This window comes from Halostagnicola kamekurae (assembly GCF_900116205.1).
Taxonomy (GTDB): Archaea; Halobacteriota; Halobacteria; order Halobacteriales; family Natrialbaceae; genus Halostagnicola; species Halostagnicola kamekurae.
This window is the reverse complement of the sequence record NZ_FOZS01000003.1, coordinates 87,251-106,347: the sequence shown is the minus strand read 5'-3', so window position 1 is coordinate 106,347 and position 19,097 is coordinate 87,251. Positions and strand designations below refer to the sequence as shown.

Below are 19,097 nucleotides of genomic sequence, written 5' to 3'. Positions count from 1 at the left end.
GTTACAGCCACCAACAGCAGTCCGATCGTTTCTTTTCGGGGCATACGCGTCGTCCGACGCCGGTGAACTAAAACCAACCGCCGAATGGAACCCGGTGTCCGTAAGCATCGTCCGGACGTCGGTGCCCGACAGTTATTACCCGCATCGTCGTGTGTCCTCACTGGAGATGACCGACCGCGACGAATCGTCGTCGAACGCGACTCCGGAGCAAGCACAGGCGGTCTCTGGAGCGCCTGTGGATCGAGCGGACGACCTCGACGCCGAACTCGACATCACCCCCCGCGTCATTCTCGCCGCGTTCGCCGGCGGGGCCATCGGCCTGCTCGCGATGATGCCGATCCTCTTCGTCCCGCCGGCGTTTCTCGACCTCTTCGAGGCGGAGTCGCTGGTCGACATCGCCCAACTCGGCCAGACGGTCGGCCTCGAGCCGAACCTCTTTCTCGGAACCCTCGTCTTCGTCGCCGGCGGAACGATCGCGTTGCCGCTGCTTTTCGTCGTCGCCGGGGCGTTCTTACCGCCTCGAGAGCCCCGAGCCACTCGCGCGATCACCTTCGCGACCATCATGTGGACCGGATTCGTGATCGCCTTCTGGCCCGGCGAGTACGCGGGCGTGTTGTTCCTCGGGCTCTCGCTCGCGGCTCACTGGGTCTACGGCTACGTTCTCGGACACGTGATGCAGCGATTCGCACACATCCCCCAGCACTCGGTGTGAGGAACCTCCCCTCCGAGTCGCCGGTACTGAGTCATCCGCCGTCGGGCGTCCCATCGCCCTCGTTGCCCCCGTCGCTCTCGTTGCCCTCATCGACCGAGACCGCCGGCTCGTCGCGTTGCTCGAGTCGGTCCTCGAACCACTGCCACTCGCGGGTGAACTGGCCGGTTGCTTTGAGGTTCCAGACGTCTGCGTCCCGGACGATCTTCCCGGTGCGAAGCGACTGGATCATGTTTATCACCCAGAGGATCACGCTGGCGCCGAGGACGAACGCACCGATGGACGCGATCTGGTTGAGCGTGATGAACTCGACGGGATAGACGGCGTACCGGCGCGGCATTCCCATGTATCCCAGAATCAAAAGCGGGATGAACGTGATAAAGGAGCCGACGATCAGGAGCGCAGACTGTATCCGCGCGAGTCGCTGGTTGTACATCCGGCCCGTGATCAGCGGGTACCAGTAGTAACTCGCCGCCATCATCGCGAGGGGGATGATGCCGACGACGATGAGGTGGAAGTGGCCGACGACGTAATGTGTGTCGTGGAGCACGAGGTCGACGGGGACCGCCGCGAGGAAGACGCCCGTAATCCCACCGACGACGAACGTACTCATGCCGCCGAGGATACAGATCATCGGCGCGGTGAGATTTATCTTCCCGTTCCACATCGTCGCGATCCAGTTGAACTCCTTGATCGCGCTCGGTATCGCGATGGCCAACGAGACGGCCATGAAACTCGAGCGCAGTCTGGGGTCCATTCCGGTCGCGAACATGTGGTGGGCCCAGACGCCGAACGAGAGGATCCCGATCGCGAGCGTCGAGTAGACGATAAAGCGAAAGCCGAACAGCCGGCGACCGCAGAACTTCGGCAGTATGAGACTGACCAGTCCGAACGCGGGCAACACGAGGATGTACACCTCCGGGTGACCGAAGAACCAGAACAGGTGCTGCCAGAGCATCGGACCACCCCCTTCGACCGCGAAGAACGTCGTCCCGAAGTTGCGATCGAGCAACAGCATGATCAGCGTGCTACCGAGCAGCGGAAACGCGAGCAAGATGAGCCCGCTTGTGACGAGGATGTTCCACGAGAAGATATCCAGTCTGTCCCAGCCCAGGTCGTCCGGCCGCTCCGTGAAGATGGTAACGATGAAATTGATCGCCGCCATCGTCGTGGCGATGCCGCTCAGATGCAGGCCGAGCACCGCGACGCTGATCTGCGGGTTGGCCATCTCTACCGACAGCGGCGTGTACATGGTCCAGCCCATCGCGACCGGCTCGAGCGCCTCGAAGACGGTCACGTCGACCGGCAACACGCCGAGCACCATGCCTATAATATCGGTGATTAGCCCGCCCCGAACCATGAGCAGCGACGGCGGGAGCAACCAGAACGCGATCGCGTTGATTCGCGGGAACGCGAGGTCGTCCGCTCCGAGCAACAGCGGTAACACGTAGTTGGCGATCCCGGTGAACACCGGCGTCACGAAGAAAAACAGCATCGTGAGGCCATGTGTCGTAAACACCGCGTTGTACGTCTCGACGTTCCAGATGGCGCTTTCGGGCACCAGCAGTTCGCTGCGCATCATCATCGCGTCCGTCATCCCCCACAGCGCCGCCACGGTTCCAAAGAGGATGTACAATAATCCGATGTCCTTGTGATCGACGGTCGTGAACCAGCGCGTCAGCCCGGTCGGTTTCGCCGTGCCCGTCAAGCCAATCGTGGGGGACGCGACCCCGCCGTCGGCGAACGATCTGGGCGGGCGATCACTACGAAACCGATAGTACCCTGCCAGCGCCGTCAAGATGATCGCGGCGAACGCGATTCCGGGGATCGTATCTAACATCGTTTGTTCGCGCCGGGCGAGACGGTTCGAGCGCCGTCCGTACCCGGCGGCTATGTGCGCCTTCAACGAACGGCGAATAAAGGTTTGTGCCGTTCGACCGTGGGTTCGCGATTAGAGCCGATTCGACTGAGGATTCGAGACCAGGACCCACTCGTCCGGGAGTTCGCGATCAGGGTCGACTCGAGAGGCGCGCGTACACCGCCCCGAGGGTGAACCCGTAGGCCCAGTGGGCGAACAGGGTGTAGGCCCCGAACAGGACGAGCAGCGGCCCGTCGACGTTCCCGCGTCCCGCGACGACGAAGGGGATCCACAGGATCGAGGCGAACACGACGCCGCGGGCGGCGGGATCAGGCCCGAAAGGGAGGTAGGGCTCGAGCGCGAGGAACAAAAGCGGCCAGCCGACCGAGCCGGCGACGGCGAACAGCACGAAACCGACGGTCGGATCGTTCGGCGTCCCGATGAACCGTGCGATCACCGAAAAGAGGTTCATCTCCGAGCGGGTCTGGACCTCCAAAAGCAAGAGCAACAACGACATGACCGCGGTCGCCGAAACGCCGGCGGCGATCACGTGCCCGAACCGATTCATCGATCGGTTCGAGTCGCCGATTCGTTCAGTTCCCATCATCACTGGATTCCGATCGTTGTTCCTCGAGCCACGATTCGTACTCGTCTTCGTCGACGACCCGGACCGTGGACAACATCTCGGGATGGCCCTGCCCGCACAGTTCGGCGCAGTACAGTCGATACTCCCCTTGTTCCGTCGCCGTGGTTCGGAGGAGATGTGTCTCGCCGGGGATCGCGTCCTGCTTGAGCCCCAGTGCTGGCACGTGGACGGAGTGGATCACGTCCGTCGACGTCACGTACATGTACACGGATTGGTTCTCGGGGAGCACCAGCGCGTCGCTGGTCGTCACGTTCTCGTCCGGATACTCGAACGTAAACTCCCACTGTTCGGCGACGATGTCGACGTCGACGGCGTCCGCTGGTGCGTCGGGCGGCCCGTCGTCGCTCTGGGGATCGTCGATGATCGACGACACGCTCGGCTGTGCCAGCGTGGTGAACGAGGCCGTTCCGACGAACAGCAACACGAGCGCGGTCGCGACCGTCCAGGTGATCTCGAGTTGTCGGTTCTCCCGGGTCGGCTCCGGTTCCGTCCCGTCGTCGTCACCGTTCGCACGAAACCGCCAGACGGTGTAGATCAGGATGCCTTCGACCAGCACGGCGATCGGAACGGCGAGGTAGAGCAACTGCTCGTTGAGGTTGCTGATAAACTCGTTCGTGACCGAATTCGCAGCGGACGCGGTCGGAATCGCGGCTACCGAGAGCAGGAAAAGCGTCGCAGCGAGGAGGGCACGCTGTAGGCTCCGCATCCATCAGCCCCCTTCATCAACGCCCCCTATAAGCGTTTGTCCGAAACGAGACCGCGATCGGTTCGACTCCGGAGAACGATGAACACGGTTTATCTGATTCGGGACCGAACACGCGGCTATGCTGGAGTGGCTCTCCCGAGAAACGGCGATCGACGCCTCGATCAACCTCGCTCCGGTGGCGATCCTCGCGTACTTCGTGATACTTTTCGAGCTCGTCTCGCCGTGGGAGTTCGAGCTGCTCCCCGTCGTCATGACCCACGCGCTGACGATCTTCCCGCTGATTCTGCTCGCGTTCGTGACCTATCTCGCCGCGCGACTGATCGAACGGGACGCGAGTCGATCGTAGCGTCGCCCGGACCGTTGAGACGGTCGTCGATCGTAGCGTCGCCCGGTCCGTTGAGCCGGTCGTCTATCGGGGCCGCCTGAGGCGGTTATCACCCGGAATCGTCCGAGGTCGTCACCTTCTGGACCACTCGAGGCGGCTGTCTACAGGGGCCGCGAGACAGAATCTCGCCCGATGTTTTTGTACGTGGTCGACGTAGTAACGCGGATGGATCTCCAAATATCGTCCATCTACACTCCAGAGGGAGCCTTCCGGTTCGTGATGATCGTCCTCGGACTCACGCTCGTCGCCATCGTCGTCTACCTGCTGGCGTTCACCGGCGCGAGCCTCCCGTGACTCCCTCGGCGTGGTCGTCCACTGACCGTGACCTCATTGGTCGCGATTTCGAATGGGGTCGATCCTTCGCGGGAGACGTGGCGTTCGTTTTTTCGACTTATGCACCAGAATAATCACAATACGGTGCCGGAAACGTGGGGTGATGGCAACTGAAGAGAAACGGTCGAACCGAACCACCGCCGAGCAACAGAACTCGAGTGCTAGTATCACACTGACGAACAACCGCGTGATGCGGTTTCTGTTCACGAACAAGAACGTCCAACATGCAGTGAACTTGCTCACCGTCGCGATCTTCTTCTACGCGATTTACCGGGCCGCAGTCGGTCCGACGGATTCGGCGACCAACTTCGGGAACGTCGCGTTCTTCGGCTTCTGGTGGGCGCCGGTCATGATTCTCAGCCTCGTCTTTCTCGGTCGAATCTGGTGTTACTTCTGCCCGATGGGTGCGATCGTTCGGTTTACCCAGCGGTTCGGCCTACAACGTCACTTCCCGATGTATACGCGAAAGTGGGTCGTGTTGGGCCTCCCGATATCCGTCCTATCGCTTACAGCCCTGTCGTTCGCCATGGCGCGGTGGCCAATGTACAAGGTCGGCGTCGCCTATTCGCCGCGTCTCATTCCGATTTACTGGCTCGTCATCCTCGGCGTCGCGGTCGCCGTCAGTCTCGTCTACCAGCGACAGGCGTTCTGTCGATACGTCTGCCCAGCGACGGGCGTCATGAGCGTCACCTCGAAGTTCTCGCCGCTCGAGGTCGCCCAGAACACGGACACCGGCGTTCAGTGTGCGACCCTCGAGTACAAGAGCGACTTTCTCAGTACCGACCGCCGGTGTACCGCCTGCATGAAGTGTACGACCGAAAACCCAGACGAGGACGTGGAGCTTCGATTCCGCTGGCCGGGCGCGAAGGTGCTGACCGAACGCATCCCGCTCGTCGACGAGGCGCTCGTCGCGCTCGTGATCTGGGCCGTCTTCCCGATCGATCACGTCCTCGGCGGCCCTGTCGAGGAGACCGCACTCGTCGGAAGCCTCCCCGGCGTCCTCGCCCCGACCGCCGCCTACGCCGTGAGCATCATCGCGACGATTCTGGCGTTTACCGCCGTCAATCGACTCGCGAGTAGTTGGAGTGGGATCGACTGGACGATGTCGTTCACGAAGTTCGGGCTCGCCTACGCGCCGCTGGGGATCATGTTCACGTTCGGGAGCCACGCCATCGGCGGGTTGCTCGAGTCGGGCGGCCAGACGCTGAACGTGTTCGCGGGCGGACTCGGTATCCCCCTCGACCTTCCCGCCGGCGCGAGTCCCGAGATCGTTGCGGCGTGGGACGCGTTCTTCGTCACCGGCTGGCTCTGGCTCGCGGTTCTCTGGAGTGCGGTGATCGCGTGGCAAGTCGCGCGCACGATGACCGAATCGAAGGAACTGGCGCTGAAGGCGTTTGCCCCGCATTTCGCACTGATGGCCGGGAGCACCTACGTCGTCGCCACGGTCCTCGCCACTCACTGATCGCGGGGAACTGGCCGGAACGGTGCGTCTTCTGACTGGCGGTTCGATAGTCGCACCAGAACGACCTATAGTTTCCACCGAGAACGAATTAATTGCATGCCTCCTAAAACTTACTTCGAGGCGGCGACAGAAGACGCAAACGACGACGGTGCGACGACCTCCCGACGAACGTTCGGCCGTATCGCGCTCGGTGCGGCCGCCGGTGCGGTCGCCGTACCGACCTTGACCGGTCAGGCGGCGGCCCACTTCGAATCGGGTCTGGAGATCCAGATTCAACCGTGGTGTGATAAAAACGAAATCGAGTACGACGACTGCGGAGTGGTGCTGGTCGCGGTCGAAGCAACGTCGTCGTTCGATCCGACGGACGAACCGGTTCGGTATCGGTTCGGTGCGCCGGATGTGGTTCGCGACGGCGACGGCGCGCGCCCGCTGAACGACGGGTTCGAGTGCGACGTCACGGGCGACGGAACCGACGATCTGGTGCTAAAATTCCCAGTCGAGGACACCGGCTTCGACGGCGACGAATCGAGCGGTCGCCTCGAGTGGGAGCGCGACGACTCGGGCGAACACGGCCTGTCCGGAACGGATTCCGTGACCCTGGTCGAAAGTCCCTGGTAGCGCTCGACGGCCTCTCCTCGTTTTCTGCACTCGGCCGGGAACTGACACCGATGGTGAGACGGTCGTGTGATCGAGCGGTATCAATGGACGGTCCACTCGAGTGAACGAGCGTGGTGTTCGATTCCGAAGTGACTACCCACATCAATAACAGTAGTTGGTAATACGGTTTCTTTATTCAGAGTTAGGCGTGAAAATCACGGTAAGTAGAGGTGGTCTATCTATCGATGAGTTGTAGGATGACAAAAATAACGAGAGTGAGCGGAAGAATATACATGAGGAGAAGAGCAATGAACCCGATGGCCATATTAATTGCGCCACCGCCACCAGAGCCTGTCTGTATGTAGATGAGGACAACAAACCAGAGAGTTGCCACCTGAATAATCCGAGTATCGTCCATAGCATAACATTAGCCGTTTCTATGTAATTATTTTCGATAAGTACGTACACGTAGTTGCCGAATTACCTGGTTTATATTCAATCACATATCTGAATGAAGAAATCGCGCTACTATCCACTGATAACTGCAAGAGTCACGGTTCGCTGTCGCGACCGCGGCTCTTCTCACTGATGAACGGGGATATAGCGTCCCAATCTGCCAATTTCCTTTACTAATTAAGAGCCCGGTAGACGGTCTTTATCTCGTTCCAAGCCCCAAACATGATGAGCCCCACCCCTCCAGCAAGAAGAACTCCAGCTCCTAACTGATGTAGCTGGTTCGTGGTACACTGTTGCTGGGCTATTTCTCCACCACTACTAACTGCTGTACAAGTGGTTATTCCATAACTGTAAGCGAATACTAATAGCAACATTCCCATAGCAATCACGGCTATTTTCAGCAATGAAGATCTCACTGGGTGACATTTTTGAGATCCAAGCAGTATGACTTTGATGTTTTTGGGTCGTGTTGGCTCTCTATCAAGACCAGTGCGATCGGATTTTCTGAATGCACAACCCGTACTCACTCCCTTGAGAGGACTATACACAGAGCAAAAGCAACCGATTATAGAAATCAGGATCTTGGTGAACTGCTGGATAGCGTCGGCTTCGACCGTCAGAATAGGGAATTGGAAGTACGACCGAGAAACGCCACGACACACAGCTCGGCTGGCGAGAAAGGCTATGACTGGCTGAAATTTCGCGAAAACTCTGCGAAGAGAGTGTACGATCACTGATCAAGCACTAGGGGTTTCGACCCATCGATCCGCGCGTTATATGCGTAATCGATGGCCCTCGATACCGGCAGCGAGCGATGTGTGAGTCAGTTCACTCGACGATCTACCAACTGTAAGGATGTCCTATTGCTCTTCTCTCTCCGTCTCGCCGGACTTCTGCTCGAGCTTCCGATCGATGATGGCGGCCGATTGCTCCACGTCCGACGCACTGACCTCATCACCGTCGTCCAGAAGCTTCTCGCGGTACGAATGGAGCGTCACCGACAGCCGGAGAGCATCGGACCGAGGAACCTCGACGATCTGTCCCTCCTCGTCGGAAACGTCGATGCTGTCTCGGAGGTCGAGCAGCCGATGCGCTTCTCGGAGGTCGTCTTTCTTCATGGCGGTTTTAGCCATACTTTCTATGGCGAACAGATACGCATCGATTTCGTGCTTATCCCGATCTAACCGGATTGGATCGGTTAATTCATCGAGTCGATTCAACGCCCCGTGTACTGTTTTGTATGTGTCTTCGCTCCCCATCTTCTCTTCACCCACCTTTGATAGTTCTAATACGTCTCCCAACAATAATGTTAGTATTACTGATGGTATGTCCTCTACTCGAGTCAGGTGCCGATTATGGCCGGATACGGGCCCGGCCCTGTATCGTGCATCGATCCGATCGGACTCGAGAGCGAAGACGCCCAGGGCGAGAGAGTTGGACGGAGATTTTCTCGAGGGCTTTGGTGGATCGCTATACAACAGTAGCTTGAGTGATTTTGGTATAGCGTAGACAAGAACGACTTGAACGAGAACGCTCGAGTCCGTCCGCGACTGTACTGCAGGTCAGTTCTGTGGGTCGATATCGTTCAGGGCGGCTAGATCGTCGTCGGTCAGCGATAGCTGCGAGGCGGCGACGTTCGATTCGAGGTGCTCGACGCTCGAGGTGCCGGGGATCGGCAGTGTCACGTCCGAGTGGTGGAGCAACCAGGCAAGCGCGACCTGGCGGGAAGTTGCGTCGCGGGTCTCGGCGACGTCCTCGAGCACGTCGGCGACGTCGTCCTCGTCGATCGCGTACATCGGCCCCCAGGGGATGAACCCGATCCCGTTCTCCTCGCACGCCTGAAGAACGTCCTCGTCGTCCCGGTTACCGACGTTGTACTCGTTCTGGACCGTCGCGATGTCGACGATGTCCATCGCGGTTTCGAGTTGCTCCACGGAGACGTTCGACAGGCCGACGTGGTCGATTTGACCCGCGTCTTTCATCTCGGCGAACGCGTGGACCGACGCCTCGAAGTCGGTCTCGGGGTCCGGTCGGTGATACTGGTACAGGTCGATCGAATCGGTCTGGAGCCTGTCGAGACTACACAGAACCTGATTTTTCAGGTAGTCCGGGTCTCCGTGGGGAAGCCAGTCTCCGTTGCGGTGTCGGAGCAACCCGGCTTTCGACGCGACGACCACGTCGTCGCCGCTCTCGAGTGCCTCGCCGAGGAGTCGCTCGCTGACCCCCGGGCCGTAGGAGTCTGCGGTGTCGAAGAAATCAACCCCGATCTCGGTGGCGCGGCGGACGACCTCTTTCGCCGCCTGCTCGTCCTCGGGGGGACCGATGATCTCATCGCCTGTAATCCGCATCGCTCCGAATCCCAATCGATTGATCGTGAGGTCGCCACCGATCTCGAACGTGGTGCTCTCGTTGAAACTCTCGGATGCCATGTGTCTCGAGAAGTCCCCCAGTCATAAAAACGACGAGGCCTGCTGTGGACGGTTCGTATCGATCTCAGGTTTCGAGCCCCGTCGAAGTCCGTTGCTTGCGGTCGATTCGACACTCTCGGTTGCCAGTGCAGACCGACACCGAAAGAGCGACTACCACTGGGTTCGATCAACGACTTCCACGAGTCGGTCGATAACAGAAGCTATAGTTCGGGTGAACGAGTAGCCGAGAGCCAGGATGTCGTGGTATCTTCTGCTATTGGCCGGCCTGTTCGAGATCGGATGGGCGATCGGACTCGAGTATTCGGACGGACTCTCGAAGCCGGTGCCGACGCTCGGCACCGTCGCCGCCCTCGTTATCAGTATGGTCCTGCTCGCACAGGCCGTCAAGGACCTCCCTATCGGCACGGCGTACGCCGTCTGGACCGGTATCGGTGCCGTCGGGACCGCGTCGCTCGGGATCGTCCTGTTCGACGAACCTGCGACGCTCGCTCGAGTCGGCTTTATCAGCGTGATCCTCGTCGGTATCGTCGGCCTCCATCTCGTTTCCGGGGGCCACTGAGGGTACCAGCGACGATTCTGGTTCGTCGGGTAGTCGCGAAGAAGGTATGCGGACCGTTCTATGACACCGTCGGGGCCACTCGGTGTCCTACGGTTCCAGTAGGAGGGATAGCGGACCACAGTGGCATGTGACAGAGTTGAGCACGTACTCGTAGCAACTCGTCAGATCAATCCTCGAGACCGCAGACGATTCTGGTTCGCTCGCTCGAGGCGTCCGTATTAGCCGCCGCCACCGGCGACGCCGCTGCCGATCGCCGCACCGCAGTTGTTACAGCCGACCACGTAGAAGCGCTTGGAAGACCGAAAGAGTCCCTCCATCTTCGAATCCAGGTCGTTGAACTCGACGTCCGATTCGTCGGTGATCTCGTTCTCGCATTCAGGGCAGTGTACCATACACGCTCGAGTCTCTCGGGAACTGATAAATATTTTGTCCACTCTGACGTATCGATCTCGAGATCGTCGCGCTAGTCACTTCTCGTCGACGGGCGTCTTCACGATGGTAACGGGGTCGTCCGAGAGTCGAGTCACGCGTTCGGCGACGCTGCCGAGCAGTCGGCGGTAGTCTCCCGATCGGTTCTTGGTCCCGACGATCGTGAGGTCAGTTCCGCCCTCGTCTGCGTACTCGAGGATCTCCTCGTGTGGAATCCCGTGTCGGATCGCACTTTCGGTCTCGATCCCAGCGGCGGACGCCCGGTCGAGTATCGACTCGACCGCGTCGCGACCGGCCTGCTCGAGCGCGTGCTCGAGGCCTTCGAACTCGTGGACGTACTCGTCGTCCGGATAGGAACTGTAGGCGTCGGCGTCGACGACGTACAGCACGTGCAACTCGGCGTCGTACCGCTCTGCGGCGTCGATTGCGTGCTCGATCGCTCGGTCGACGCCGGGGCTCATGTCGGTCGGGAGTAAAACTCGATCGTACATCGTCTCTATATCCTCGAGAAATACACATAAATGATGGTCACGTTCCCAGCCGCGAGGAGTTTCACCCGCTCTGTATCACGTCGGGAGGTTCGTGACCACGACAGCGAATCCGATCAGAACGAAGAGCGCGGAGGTGACGACCGCGTACCAGAGTACGCCGAGCGCGAGCGCGATTCGTCCGCCTATCCCGGTTCCGTCGGGTGACCAGTGCCCCCGAGGGGACAGCACAGAGACCGCGACGAGCGCTCCGACGGTTGGAACCAGGAGGTTCACCGCGAAAACGCCGCCGAGTATCGTCGCGACGTCGCTGCCGGTGACCATGTCGGTTCCCACGGTGAGAACGAGGACACCGAGATAGGAGATACACTGGATCACGCAGAGGCCACAGCCGACAATAGCGTAGTTGAGCGGGAAATACGCAGTCGGAGCGGAAAACAGCGCACGGAGGCGTTCGATGCTCAGAAGCGGTGACCAGGCGACGAGCGTGCCGACGGTAAAGACGGTTACCGCGGCGAGTTCGGGTGATTCCATCGGCTCACCCTATGATTCCGTGTCCCACACTAGTATTTTGTGACCAGTCTCCCGCCAGTGAGTCGGGATTCCCTTCGAGCACTCTTCGACGCGACTAGCCGAACTTGCCGGTGATGTAATCCTCGACGCGGTCGCTCTCGGGGTTCTCGAAGATTTTCGCGGTCTCGTCGAACTCGACGAGGTTCCCGCCCGTCAGGAAGACCGCCGTCCGATCGGAGATCCGCGCGGCTTGTTGCATGTTGTGGGTGACGATGACGACGGTGTAGTCCTCTGCGAGATCGCTGATGAGGTCCTCGATCTTCGAGGTCGCGACCGGGTCGAGCGCGCTCGCGGGCTCGTCCATCAGAATAACCTCCGGGTCAGGGGCGATCGCACGAGCGATACAGAGGCGCTGTTGTTGCCCGCCAGAGAGATCGAGCCCCGACGAGTCGAGCTGGTCTTTCACCTCGTCCCAGAGTGCCGCTTGCTCGAGTGCGTTTTGGACCTGCTCGTCTACGTCGCCGTCGTCTTCGCCCTGCACTCGGAGGCCGTAGGCGACGTTGTCGTAGATCGATTTGGGGAAGGGGTTGGGCTGTTGGAACACCATGCCGATCTTCCGCCGGAGCGCGACCGGATCGACGTCGTCGTCGTAGACGTTCTTGCCGTCGAACTCGAGGTCGCCCTCGACTCGACAGATGTCGATTAGGTCGTTCATTCGGTTGACCGACCGCAGGAACGTCGACTTGCCACATCCCGACGGACCGATCAGCGCGGTTACCTGCTTTTCCGGAATCGGCAGGTCGACGCTTTGCAACGCCTGATCGTCGCCGTAGTAGACGTCGAGGTCGCGTGCCTCGAGGAGTACTCGTTCGGTGTCGGTCCCCTGACTCGGCTCGTCCGCTTCCTCGCCGAGACCATCGGTTCCCGGCGTTGGTGTGGCTTGCTGACCGTCGAGCTGTTCGTTTTCCGTGGAAGTGGTTGAATCTTGTGTCATTATGAATCCCTCTGTTGGTATCGGTTTCGAATGAGAATTGCGATCGAGTTGATCGAAAGGAGGATCACTAACAGCGTCACCACGCCCGCTGCGACGACGCCGTACTGGAACTCCATTTCGGGCTGGTCAGCCCACGTGTAGATCTGCATGGGCATCGCGCTGATCTTGCTGAGGAGGCTGTTCGGCATGCCGAAGACGGCCGTCGGTGCACCGATCATGATGAGCGGTGCTGTCTCGCCGATCGCTCGGCCGAGCGCGAGGATCGTCCCCGTGAGAATCCCGGGTATTGCTCGTGGCAAGACGACGTTACGGATCGTCTGCCACTTCGTGGCTCCCATTCCGTAGCTGGCCTGGCGCTGGGAATCCGGAACCGATCGGATGGCCTCCTGTGCTGAGATGATGACGATCGGCAGGATGAGCAAGGAAACGGTAAAGCCCGCGACGAGCAATGTCCCGAATCCGATGTTCAAGAGGCCGACGAACAGACCGAGTCCGAGCAGCCCGTAGACGACCGATGGAACGCCAGCCAGATTGGAAATGTTTAGCTGAATGAACTGTGTCAGGTACCCGTCGCTCGCGTACTCCTCGAGGTAGATCGCCGCGCCGACGCCGAGCGGGAACGTGATCACTGCAATCAGGACCATCAGTGCAATCGAACCGATGATAGCTGGGAAGAAGCCAGCCTGATACGGGTTACTGAAGCTCGGCATCCCGGTGAGGAAGCCCCAGTCTAACCAACCAACGGCATCGACGGCGACGTTCGCCAGTAACACTGCGAGTGCGAGGATACCGAAGAGCGCCGCTCCGAACGTGAGCCATCGGAATGCCACGTCTTTCGTCCGACTGACGCGACCGAATCCAGAGTGGCCGGAGTCGGTGTGGTCGGTGTCAGTCGACATTAGCGATACACCTCCCTATAGCGAGAGGAAACCCACTCGCTAAAGACATTCATCGCAAACGTGATGACGAACAGCGTCAATCCGATCGCGAAGAGGCTCTTGTACTCAGTCGACTGGCCGACAACGTCGCTGGCCCCGATCTGAACCATTGCTGCTGTCATCGTCTGTACCGACTCGAGGAACATACCGGCTGGATTGGTCAGATCGGCCATTCGTGGCGTCTGACCCGCGGCGACCGCCACAATCATCGTTTCGCCGATAGCTCGAGAGAGCGCTAAAATGTACGACGAAAGAATCCCCGAGAGTGCCGCCGGAACGACGACTGATGTCGAAACGGTGAACTTCGTCGCCCCGAGGCCGTAACTCGCCTGCCGCAACGAGTCGGGAACCGAACTCATTGCGTCCTCGCTGATCGAGGAGACCATCGGGATAATCATGATACCGACCATAATCGATGCCGACAGCGCATTGAACGTCCCGATCGGGAGGAATCGGTCAAACACGGGTGTGATATACACCAACGCGAAATAGCCGTAGACGACCGTCGGGACACCTGCAAGTACCTCGAGTGCGGGTTTGAGGTATGCTCGACGGCGATCAGAGGCGTACTCACTGAGATAAATAGCCGTGAGTAGCCCGATCGGGAGCGCGATTAATGCCGAGCCGATCGTGATCGTAATCGTTCCGGAAATTAGTGGCCAGATGCCGTAGGTACCCTCTGCGGGTATCCATTCCGTCTCCGTGAAGAATTCGAGGGGCGGAACGGCCGCAAAGAAGTCCACGGCGTCGATCAGCAGCGTGATGACGATCGCGATGGTAGTCAGAATCGAGAGGAACGCACACACTGCGAAGACGTATTTGAACGCGATTCCGCGAATCGAACGAGTATCCTCTTGAACGATGTCTTGTGCGCTCATTAGGCAGTCACCTCGTCGATGGCGTCTTCGAGTTTCGCCAGGTTATCGTCGCGAACGTCCTCCGTGACCGGGACGTATCCGACCTCGGTGACGAGATCCGTCGACGAGCGCTCTAGGTAATATCGAACGAAATCTTGGACTTCGGGCCGTTTGAGCGATTCTTTCGCAACGTAGATGTAGAGATTTCGCGCAAGCGGTTTGTAGCTGCCATTCTTTGCGTTCTCGAGTGACGGCTTGGTACAGCCATCGCCGTCATCGATGCCGAGTGCTTTGATCTGGTCGGGGTTTTCGCTGTAGTAAGCAAATCCGAAGTATCCGATGGAAAATTTGCTACCCCGCACACCCTGGACGATCGAACGGTCGCGCTCAGTACCCCTGTAGTCCGTCCGGTGGGTGTCGTCCTCACCGAGAATCGCTTCGACGAAGTATTCGTGCGTCCCTGATGTCGTCGAGGAGCCGAAGAACTCGATCTCTTCGTCGGGCCATTCATCGCGAACGTCGCTCCAGCGCTGGGCACCGCCGTCACGCCAGAGTTCGCGGAGTTCTTCGACGGTCACGCAGTCGATCCAGTCGGCTTCGGGGTGGACAACCACCGTCAACGCGTCCGTCGCGACCGTGAACTCGACCGGATCGACGCTGTTTTCGGAGCATTGTTCTATATCTGCCTCGGCGATTTGGCGGCTTGCATTGTTGATGTCCGTCATATTGGGACAAAAGAAGTTCGAGAACCCACCCCCTGTTCCCGTCATACTAATCGAGACGGACACGTCGTTTCGATCCTCGGTAAACGATGACGAAATCACCGAGGTAATCGGGAACACGGTCGAACTTCCAGCAATTCTCACCTCCTTTGCCGCGCCAGCAAACGTTCCAATACAACCGGACAGCCCCGTTACGCCCGCGAGACTTGCACCGGCCAAAAATTTTCGCCGTTCGATTCCGAACGACGTCCCAGTGGTGTCTTTCGACATCACTGAATCATCGCTAGTTGCTAAATAAGTACCCTACTATGATAGCTATATATCTATATTTAGCTAGGGTACGTAGATAGAGCCTCGACGAGACCGACTTAGCTGAATCTATGTCTCACGAATCGGATTCACTGAGCCGCCAGTCCTCGAATGATCGACCGATCCGATGTTCGAACCATGGACTTCCACTCAACTGGTCCAAACCGTTTCGCTTCGCACCAAAGGTTTCGCTTGGCATCAGAAATCACACGCTGTACGCTACGGTCGACAGATGCCGATGCTTTTATTCGCCCCTTCTCGAATTCGCCACCATGAACTCGAGCGAACCGGTCTCGACCGAGTCGACTCACGGCGAGTCGACCGACGAGACCGGAAATGGCGACGTACAGAGCGAGGGACCGCCCGGGGACGAGTCGGTTCGTGACGTCGTCGAACAGTCTCGAAGCGGTGCGCCCGCGGCGGGCGCGGTCGTTCGCGATCGGTTCTCCGCCGATGAAATCTTTCACCGAATCGTCGCCGCCGCGGACGAGGAGATCTCGACCGGCACTCGAGAGCTGTTTTTCAGCGCGCTGGCCGCCGGATTCGCGATCACGGTGACGTTCATGCTGTACGTGTCGGTGACTCACGCGAGCGAGGGCGCACCGATCGTCGGGGCGCTTTTGTATCCGCTCGGGTTCATCTACATTATTCTCGGGGATTACCAACTCTATACCGAGAACACGCTCCCGCCGGTCGCGCTCGTCCTCGAGCGATTGGCAAGTATTCCGGCGTTGTTTGGCATCTGGTCGGTCGTGTTCGTCGGGAACCTTCTCGGCGGAAGCCTCGGTGCGCTCGTCCTCGCGACGACGGGCGTCTTTTCGAATGACGTGATGAAGACCGCGGTCGCTATTTCTGAAACCGGTATCCAAACGGGTAGCTGGTCGCTGTTTTTCAAGGGGGCCTTTGCCGGCCTGATCGTGGCGGGCGTCGTCTGGATCGATTACGCCTCACAGGACACCATCTCTCGGCTCGTGATGGTGTACATCGCGTTCCTCGCGATCCCGCTCGGCAATCTCTATCACGTCGTCGTCTCCTCGACCGAACTCATGTTTCTGGTCTTCCGAGGTAAAGAAGTGCTTCTCACGGGCGCGACGGAGTTCGTTCTCCCCGTCCTCCTCGGAAACACCGTGGGCGGCGTCGTGCTCGTCACGGTCGTCAACTACTTCCAGGCCGTCGAGCGCACGTATCAGGAACAGAATTACCAACTCTCTGCGCGAGAGATGGTCTTCGGAAAGGACGAGCCAGAAGACGTCGATTCGTAATCGATCAGCCCACACCGCATTGTTCGCGTACCGAGCGGATCGAACTTTCTGACGGCTCGCTGAGTTCTGCACAATCACTTCCGTCCTCGGGCCGCGACTCGCGAGCGGCGATAGTTCCTGAGAACGGGCGGAGACTCGAGCGTCGCCGCTCAGTCGCTCACCTCCGAGGACACGCTTTCTTCCTCGAGTCCCGACGACTGCCCGAGTCCCCGCTCCATACGGTCGACGATCCAGTCAGCCATGTAGACGCTCCCGACGCCGAGGACGACGCCGGCGACGACGTCGACCACCCAGTGAATGCCGAGGTACATCGTCGAGATAACGACGCACGAGACCACGAAGCCCGAGATCCCGAGCCATCGGGGGTACTCCCGACGACTCCGCCAGGCCAGCATCAACACGACGATCGCGAGCGACGTGTGCAGCGACGGGAACACGTTCGTGTTCGACGAGACGGCCGCGGTCAGATCCTGCGTCTGCGGGTAGAAGTCGTACATCAGCCCGCTGACGCTCGAGAGATGGTTCCGCGGCCCGTACACCACAAACAGCGTGTAAAAGAGCGTTCCGATGACGTAGTTGAGAACGTACGCGATGAGCAGTTCCTTCAGGCGGCGCTGTGAGGATGCCAGGAGGTACAGTATCGGAGCCGTGACGAGCAGGAACGGGAACCCGAACATGTACATCGCGGAGAAGAACGCGATCGTTTCGTCCGGGATGGTGTTTTGCATCACGGCGACGAACTCGCCCTCGATTGCGTATATTTCGGCGGTGAGATCCCAGTCGAGCTCGCGGGAGATTTGCACGCTCTGTTCGTGTGTCCAACGCTTGAGGACGAAAAACAGCGCGGCGACACCGAGGTAGGGGGCCACACCTCGAAGGCGCTGCCCGAGTTCATCCCATGCCCGTCGCACCTGTGTGCGTTCCAGACAGGCGAGACAGGTCGTCACTAATCCGATCAGAACTGCTAACACGGTGAGGAGGGTCATGTCAAGTACTGCCATCCGTCGTACTCCCTGCATCCACGTGATTGTTGATAGTTGTTGGGGGTATGACTCGAAGGACGGCTGCCTGGAGCGTGACAGCGTCGCCTCGAGGCGCTCGAGTGATCGCTCGTCTTCACCGGAATCACGGCCGCCGCGGATCGTATCTGTACCCGATGGGGCTCCCAGCGTCGTACTGATCGAGTTGTCGCGCCAGTTCCGCGACGTCGTCCGCGTCGGTGAACGCGAAGAGGCCGTCGACGAACGGAAGCGCAGCCGCCATTCCCGCCGCCGCCGGCTCGTAGGCCGGGCTGGCAGCCAGCGGGTTCAGCCACAGGACCGCTCGAGCCTGGGCCGAGAGCCACGCCGCGTCGCGCTCGAGGTCGCCCACGTCGCCCGTCTCGAGGCCGTCGCTCACGACGAACACGACCGTCCGCCGATCGACGGCGTCGCGGTGATCGGTCCGTATCGTTCCCACGGCGTGGCCGATGCGGGTCCCGCCACCCCAACTGGTTTCGGAGCGCTCGAGTTCGGCGAGGGCGTCGGCGACCGTCGGCGCGTCGAACGCGGCCGTCACGTCGCGGATCTCGCTGTCGAAGAAGAACACCCGGTCCTGCCGGACCCGCGACGCGAGCGTCCGGAGGAATCGCAGGAGGAACGCCCGGTCGACCGCGTCCAACACCGATCGGGAGACGTCGACGAGGGCGAGCACGCGCACTCCCCGCTCCCGGCGCGTTCGCCCGGGCATCGAGGCGATCGCCCCGCCGGTCGCGACGCTCCGACGGAGGGCGCGTCGCGCGTCCGGACGCCGACCCCGCTGGCCTCGCTCCCACCGTCGACCGCGCAGGGTCGCGAGCGCTCCCACCAGTCGGTCGACGGCGTCCTCGAGCGTCGAATCTTCCTCGCGGAGTCCGCTCCCCTCGACCGTCACCGTCTCCGGCCGCCCGGCGGGGCTGTAGGTCGCCGCCGCCGCCTCGCCGTTCCCCTCGTCGGCCGGACCGGCGGCGAGCGCGCTCGAGACGAGCGCGGTGTCTCTCCCGCTCGCCCGCTCGTCCGACGATTCCGTTTCGTCCTCGAGTTCGATCTCGGCCGGCGTCCCGCTCGCTTCGGCGAGCGGGGCGAGCGCGCCGTCGAGATCGTCGTCGATTCCCCTCGCGCCGCCCGCCCCACCCTCGTCGGTCTGCAGCGACGCGTCGAGCCGCCGCCAGAACTCCGAGAACATGCGATCGAAGGTCTCGACGTCGCCCTGGCGGGTGACGATCGCCGCTCGAAGCGCCGCGCGGGCCCGGGCCTCGTCGTCGAAGCCGACGGTGACCAGCGCCCGCGCGCCGACCACGGCGGCGTTCGCGGAGACCTCGACGCCCGCTCGCCTGAGCGTGCGGGCGAACGTCACGAGCGCGTCTACCACTTCGTCTCGAACGCCGGCGATGTCCGGGATGTTGTCGTGATCGCCGTTCTCATACAT

General features: G+C 60.4%; 21 protein-coding genes and 2 pseudogenes. 8 read left to right on the top strand and 15 right to left on the bottom strand.

The genetic code is table 11. The features are described from left to right. Positions 1-166: 166 nt before the first annotated feature. Positions 167-712 carry a DUF6789 family protein gene (locus BM348_RS14415; RefSeq protein WP_092905775.1) on the top strand — a complete coding sequence of 182 codons (546 nt, stop codon included), beginning with the start codon at positions 167-169 and terminating at the stop codon, positions 710-712. Positions 713-743: 31 nt separating this feature from the next. Here BM348_RS14415 and BM348_RS14410 read toward each other — a convergent pair whose 3' ends face one another. The 3 genes from BM348_RS14410 to coxB all read right to left on the bottom strand — a co-directional run bounded on the left by BM348_RS14410 (position 744) and on the right by coxB (position 3,919). Further along, on the bottom strand, positions 744-2,549 hold the full coding sequence (locus tag BM348_RS14410) for a cbb3-type cytochrome c oxidase subunit I (RefSeq protein WP_092905773.1): 1,806 nt from the start codon (positions 2,547-2,549) through the stop codon (positions 744-746). A 169-nt stretch (positions 2,550-2,718) separates the two neighbouring features. Then, entirely contained in the window at positions 2,719-3,171 is a 453-nt protein-coding gene (locus BM348_RS14405) for a DUF6789 family protein (protein ID WP_245779469.1), read from the bottom strand. Next, on the bottom strand, positions 3,161-3,919 hold the full coding sequence (gene coxB, locus BM348_RS14400; RefSeq protein ID WP_092905771.1) for a cytochrome c oxidase subunit II: 759 nt from the start codon (positions 3,917-3,919) through the stop codon (positions 3,161-3,163). Before coxB ends, BM348_RS14405 begins: the two co-directional genes overlap by 11 nt. Before the next feature lie 118 nt (positions 3,920-4,037). Between coxB and BM348_RS14395 the strand changes: the two genes are divergently transcribed. From BM348_RS14395 to BM348_RS14385, 4 genes are all read left to right on the top strand, one after another. Then, positions 4,038-4,265: a DUF6684 family protein gene (locus tag BM348_RS14395; RefSeq protein ID WP_092905769.1), complete on the top strand. Its 228-nt coding sequence runs from the start codon at positions 4,038-4,040 to the stop codon at positions 4,263-4,265. 204 nt (positions 4,266-4,469) lie between these two features. After that, positions 4,470-4,598 (top strand): hypothetical protein, encoded by a 129-nt coding sequence (locus BM348_RS22215; RefSeq protein ID WP_281244702.1) that lies wholly within the window; start codon positions 4,470-4,472, stop codon positions 4,596-4,598. A 142-nt stretch (positions 4,599-4,740) separates the two neighbouring features. After that, positions 4,741-6,099 carry a 4Fe-4S binding protein gene (locus BM348_RS14390; protein ID WP_092905767.1) on the top strand — a complete coding sequence of 453 codons (1,359 nt, stop codon included), beginning with the start codon at positions 4,741-4,743 and terminating at the stop codon, positions 6,097-6,099. 96 nt (positions 6,100-6,195) lie between these two features. Beyond that, on the top strand, positions 6,196-6,717 hold the full coding sequence (locus tag BM348_RS14385) for a hypothetical protein (RefSeq protein WP_245779468.1): 522 nt from the start codon (positions 6,196-6,198) through the stop codon (positions 6,715-6,717). 214 nt (positions 6,718-6,931) lie between these two features. Here the strand turns inward: BM348_RS14385 and BM348_RS14380 are convergent, their stop codons facing one another. Further along, complete coding sequence (locus BM348_RS14380) at positions 6,932-7,114, bottom strand: hypothetical protein (protein ID WP_092905765.1); 183 nt, start codon at positions 7,112-7,114, stop codon at positions 6,932-6,934. 675 nt (positions 7,115-7,789) lie between these two features. On the opposite strand from BM348_RS14380, the pseudogene BM348_RS21860 reads away from it, so the two are divergent. Then, positions 7,790-7,993, top strand: a pseudogene (locus BM348_RS21860) (IS5/IS1182 family transposase); the annotation flags it as partial. A gap of 19 nt (positions 7,994-8,012) precedes the next feature. Here the strand turns inward: BM348_RS21860 and BM348_RS14375 are convergent. Together BM348_RS14375 and BM348_RS14370 are read right to left on the bottom strand one after the other, a co-directional pair. Next, positions 8,013-8,285: a hypothetical protein gene (locus BM348_RS14375; protein ID WP_245779467.1), complete on the bottom strand. Its 273-nt coding sequence runs from the start codon at positions 8,283-8,285 to the stop codon at positions 8,013-8,015. 429 nt (positions 8,286-8,714) lie between these two features. Beyond that, complete coding sequence (locus BM348_RS14370) at positions 8,715-9,581, bottom strand: aldo/keto reductase (RefSeq protein WP_092905763.1); 867 nt, start codon at positions 9,579-9,581, stop codon at positions 8,715-8,717. Between the two features lie 235 nt (positions 9,582-9,816). Here BM348_RS14370 and sugE point away from each other — a divergent pair, with 235 nt between their 5' ends. Continuing rightward, positions 9,817-10,140: a quaternary ammonium compound efflux SMR transporter SugE gene (gene sugE / locus BM348_RS14365; protein WP_092905761.1), complete on the top strand. Its 324-nt coding sequence runs from the start codon at positions 9,817-9,819 to the stop codon at positions 10,138-10,140. 218 nt (positions 10,141-10,358) lie between these two features. Here the strand turns inward: sugE and BM348_RS21420 are convergent, their stop codons facing one another. From BM348_RS21420 to BM348_RS14335, 7 genes are all read right to left on the bottom strand, one after another. Continuing rightward, positions 10,359-10,532 carry a hypothetical protein gene (locus BM348_RS21420; protein ID WP_175507199.1) on the bottom strand — a complete coding sequence of 58 codons (174 nt, stop codon included), beginning with the start codon at positions 10,530-10,532 and terminating at the stop codon, positions 10,359-10,361. A gap of 75 nt (positions 10,533-10,607) precedes the next feature. Beyond that, entirely contained in the window at positions 10,608-11,060 is a 453-nt protein-coding gene (locus BM348_RS14360) for a universal stress protein (RefSeq protein WP_092905759.1), read from the bottom strand. A gap of 75 nt (positions 11,061-11,135) precedes the next feature. Further along, positions 11,136-11,591, bottom strand: a complete 456-nt coding sequence (locus tag BM348_RS14355; RefSeq protein WP_092905757.1) for a hypothetical protein — start codon at positions 11,589-11,591, stop codon at positions 11,136-11,138. Positions 11,592-11,685: 94 nt separating this feature from the next. Next, positions 11,686-12,564 (bottom strand): phosphate ABC transporter ATP-binding protein PstB, encoded by an 879-nt coding sequence (pstB, locus tag BM348_RS14350; RefSeq protein ID WP_092905755.1) that lies wholly within the window; start codon positions 12,562-12,564, stop codon positions 11,686-11,688. Beyond that, the gene (gene pstA, locus BM348_RS14345) at positions 12,564-13,463 is read right to left on the bottom strand and encodes a phosphate ABC transporter permease PstA (protein ID WP_092905753.1); all 900 of its coding nucleotides are present in this window, start codon (positions 13,461-13,463) and stop codon (positions 12,564-12,566) included. Before pstA ends, pstB begins: the two co-directional genes overlap by 1 nt. Continuing rightward, on the bottom strand, positions 13,463-14,380 hold the full coding sequence (pstC, locus tag BM348_RS14340; protein WP_092905751.1) for a phosphate ABC transporter permease subunit PstC: 918 nt from the start codon (positions 14,378-14,380) through the stop codon (positions 13,463-13,465). Before pstC ends, pstA begins: the two co-directional genes overlap by 1 nt. After that, a complete protein-coding gene (locus BM348_RS14335) occupies positions 14,380-15,351 on the bottom strand; it encodes a PstS family phosphate ABC transporter substrate-binding protein (RefSeq protein WP_092905749.1) in 972 nt (323 codons plus the stop codon). The genes pstC and BM348_RS14335 overlap by 1 nt, the downstream gene beginning before the upstream one ends. A 311-nt stretch (positions 15,352-15,662) precedes the next feature. Between BM348_RS14335 and BM348_RS14330 the strand changes: the two are divergent. After that, positions 15,663-16,622 (top strand): annotated as a pseudogene (locus BM348_RS14330) (formate/nitrite transporter family protein); the annotation flags it as partial. A gap of 179 nt (positions 16,623-16,801) precedes the next feature. Here the strand turns inward: BM348_RS14330 and BM348_RS14325 are convergent. Together BM348_RS14325 and BM348_RS14320 are read right to left on the bottom strand one after the other, a co-directional pair. After that, a complete protein-coding gene (locus BM348_RS14325; protein WP_092905745.1) occupies positions 16,802-17,653 on the bottom strand; it encodes a phosphatase PAP2 family protein in 852 nt (283 codons plus the stop codon). 124 nt (positions 17,654-17,777) lie between these two features. Then, positions 17,778-19,097: a VWA domain-containing protein gene (locus BM348_RS14320; RefSeq protein ID WP_092905743.1), complete on the bottom strand. Its 1,320-nt coding sequence runs from the start codon at positions 19,095-19,097 to the stop codon at positions 17,778-17,780.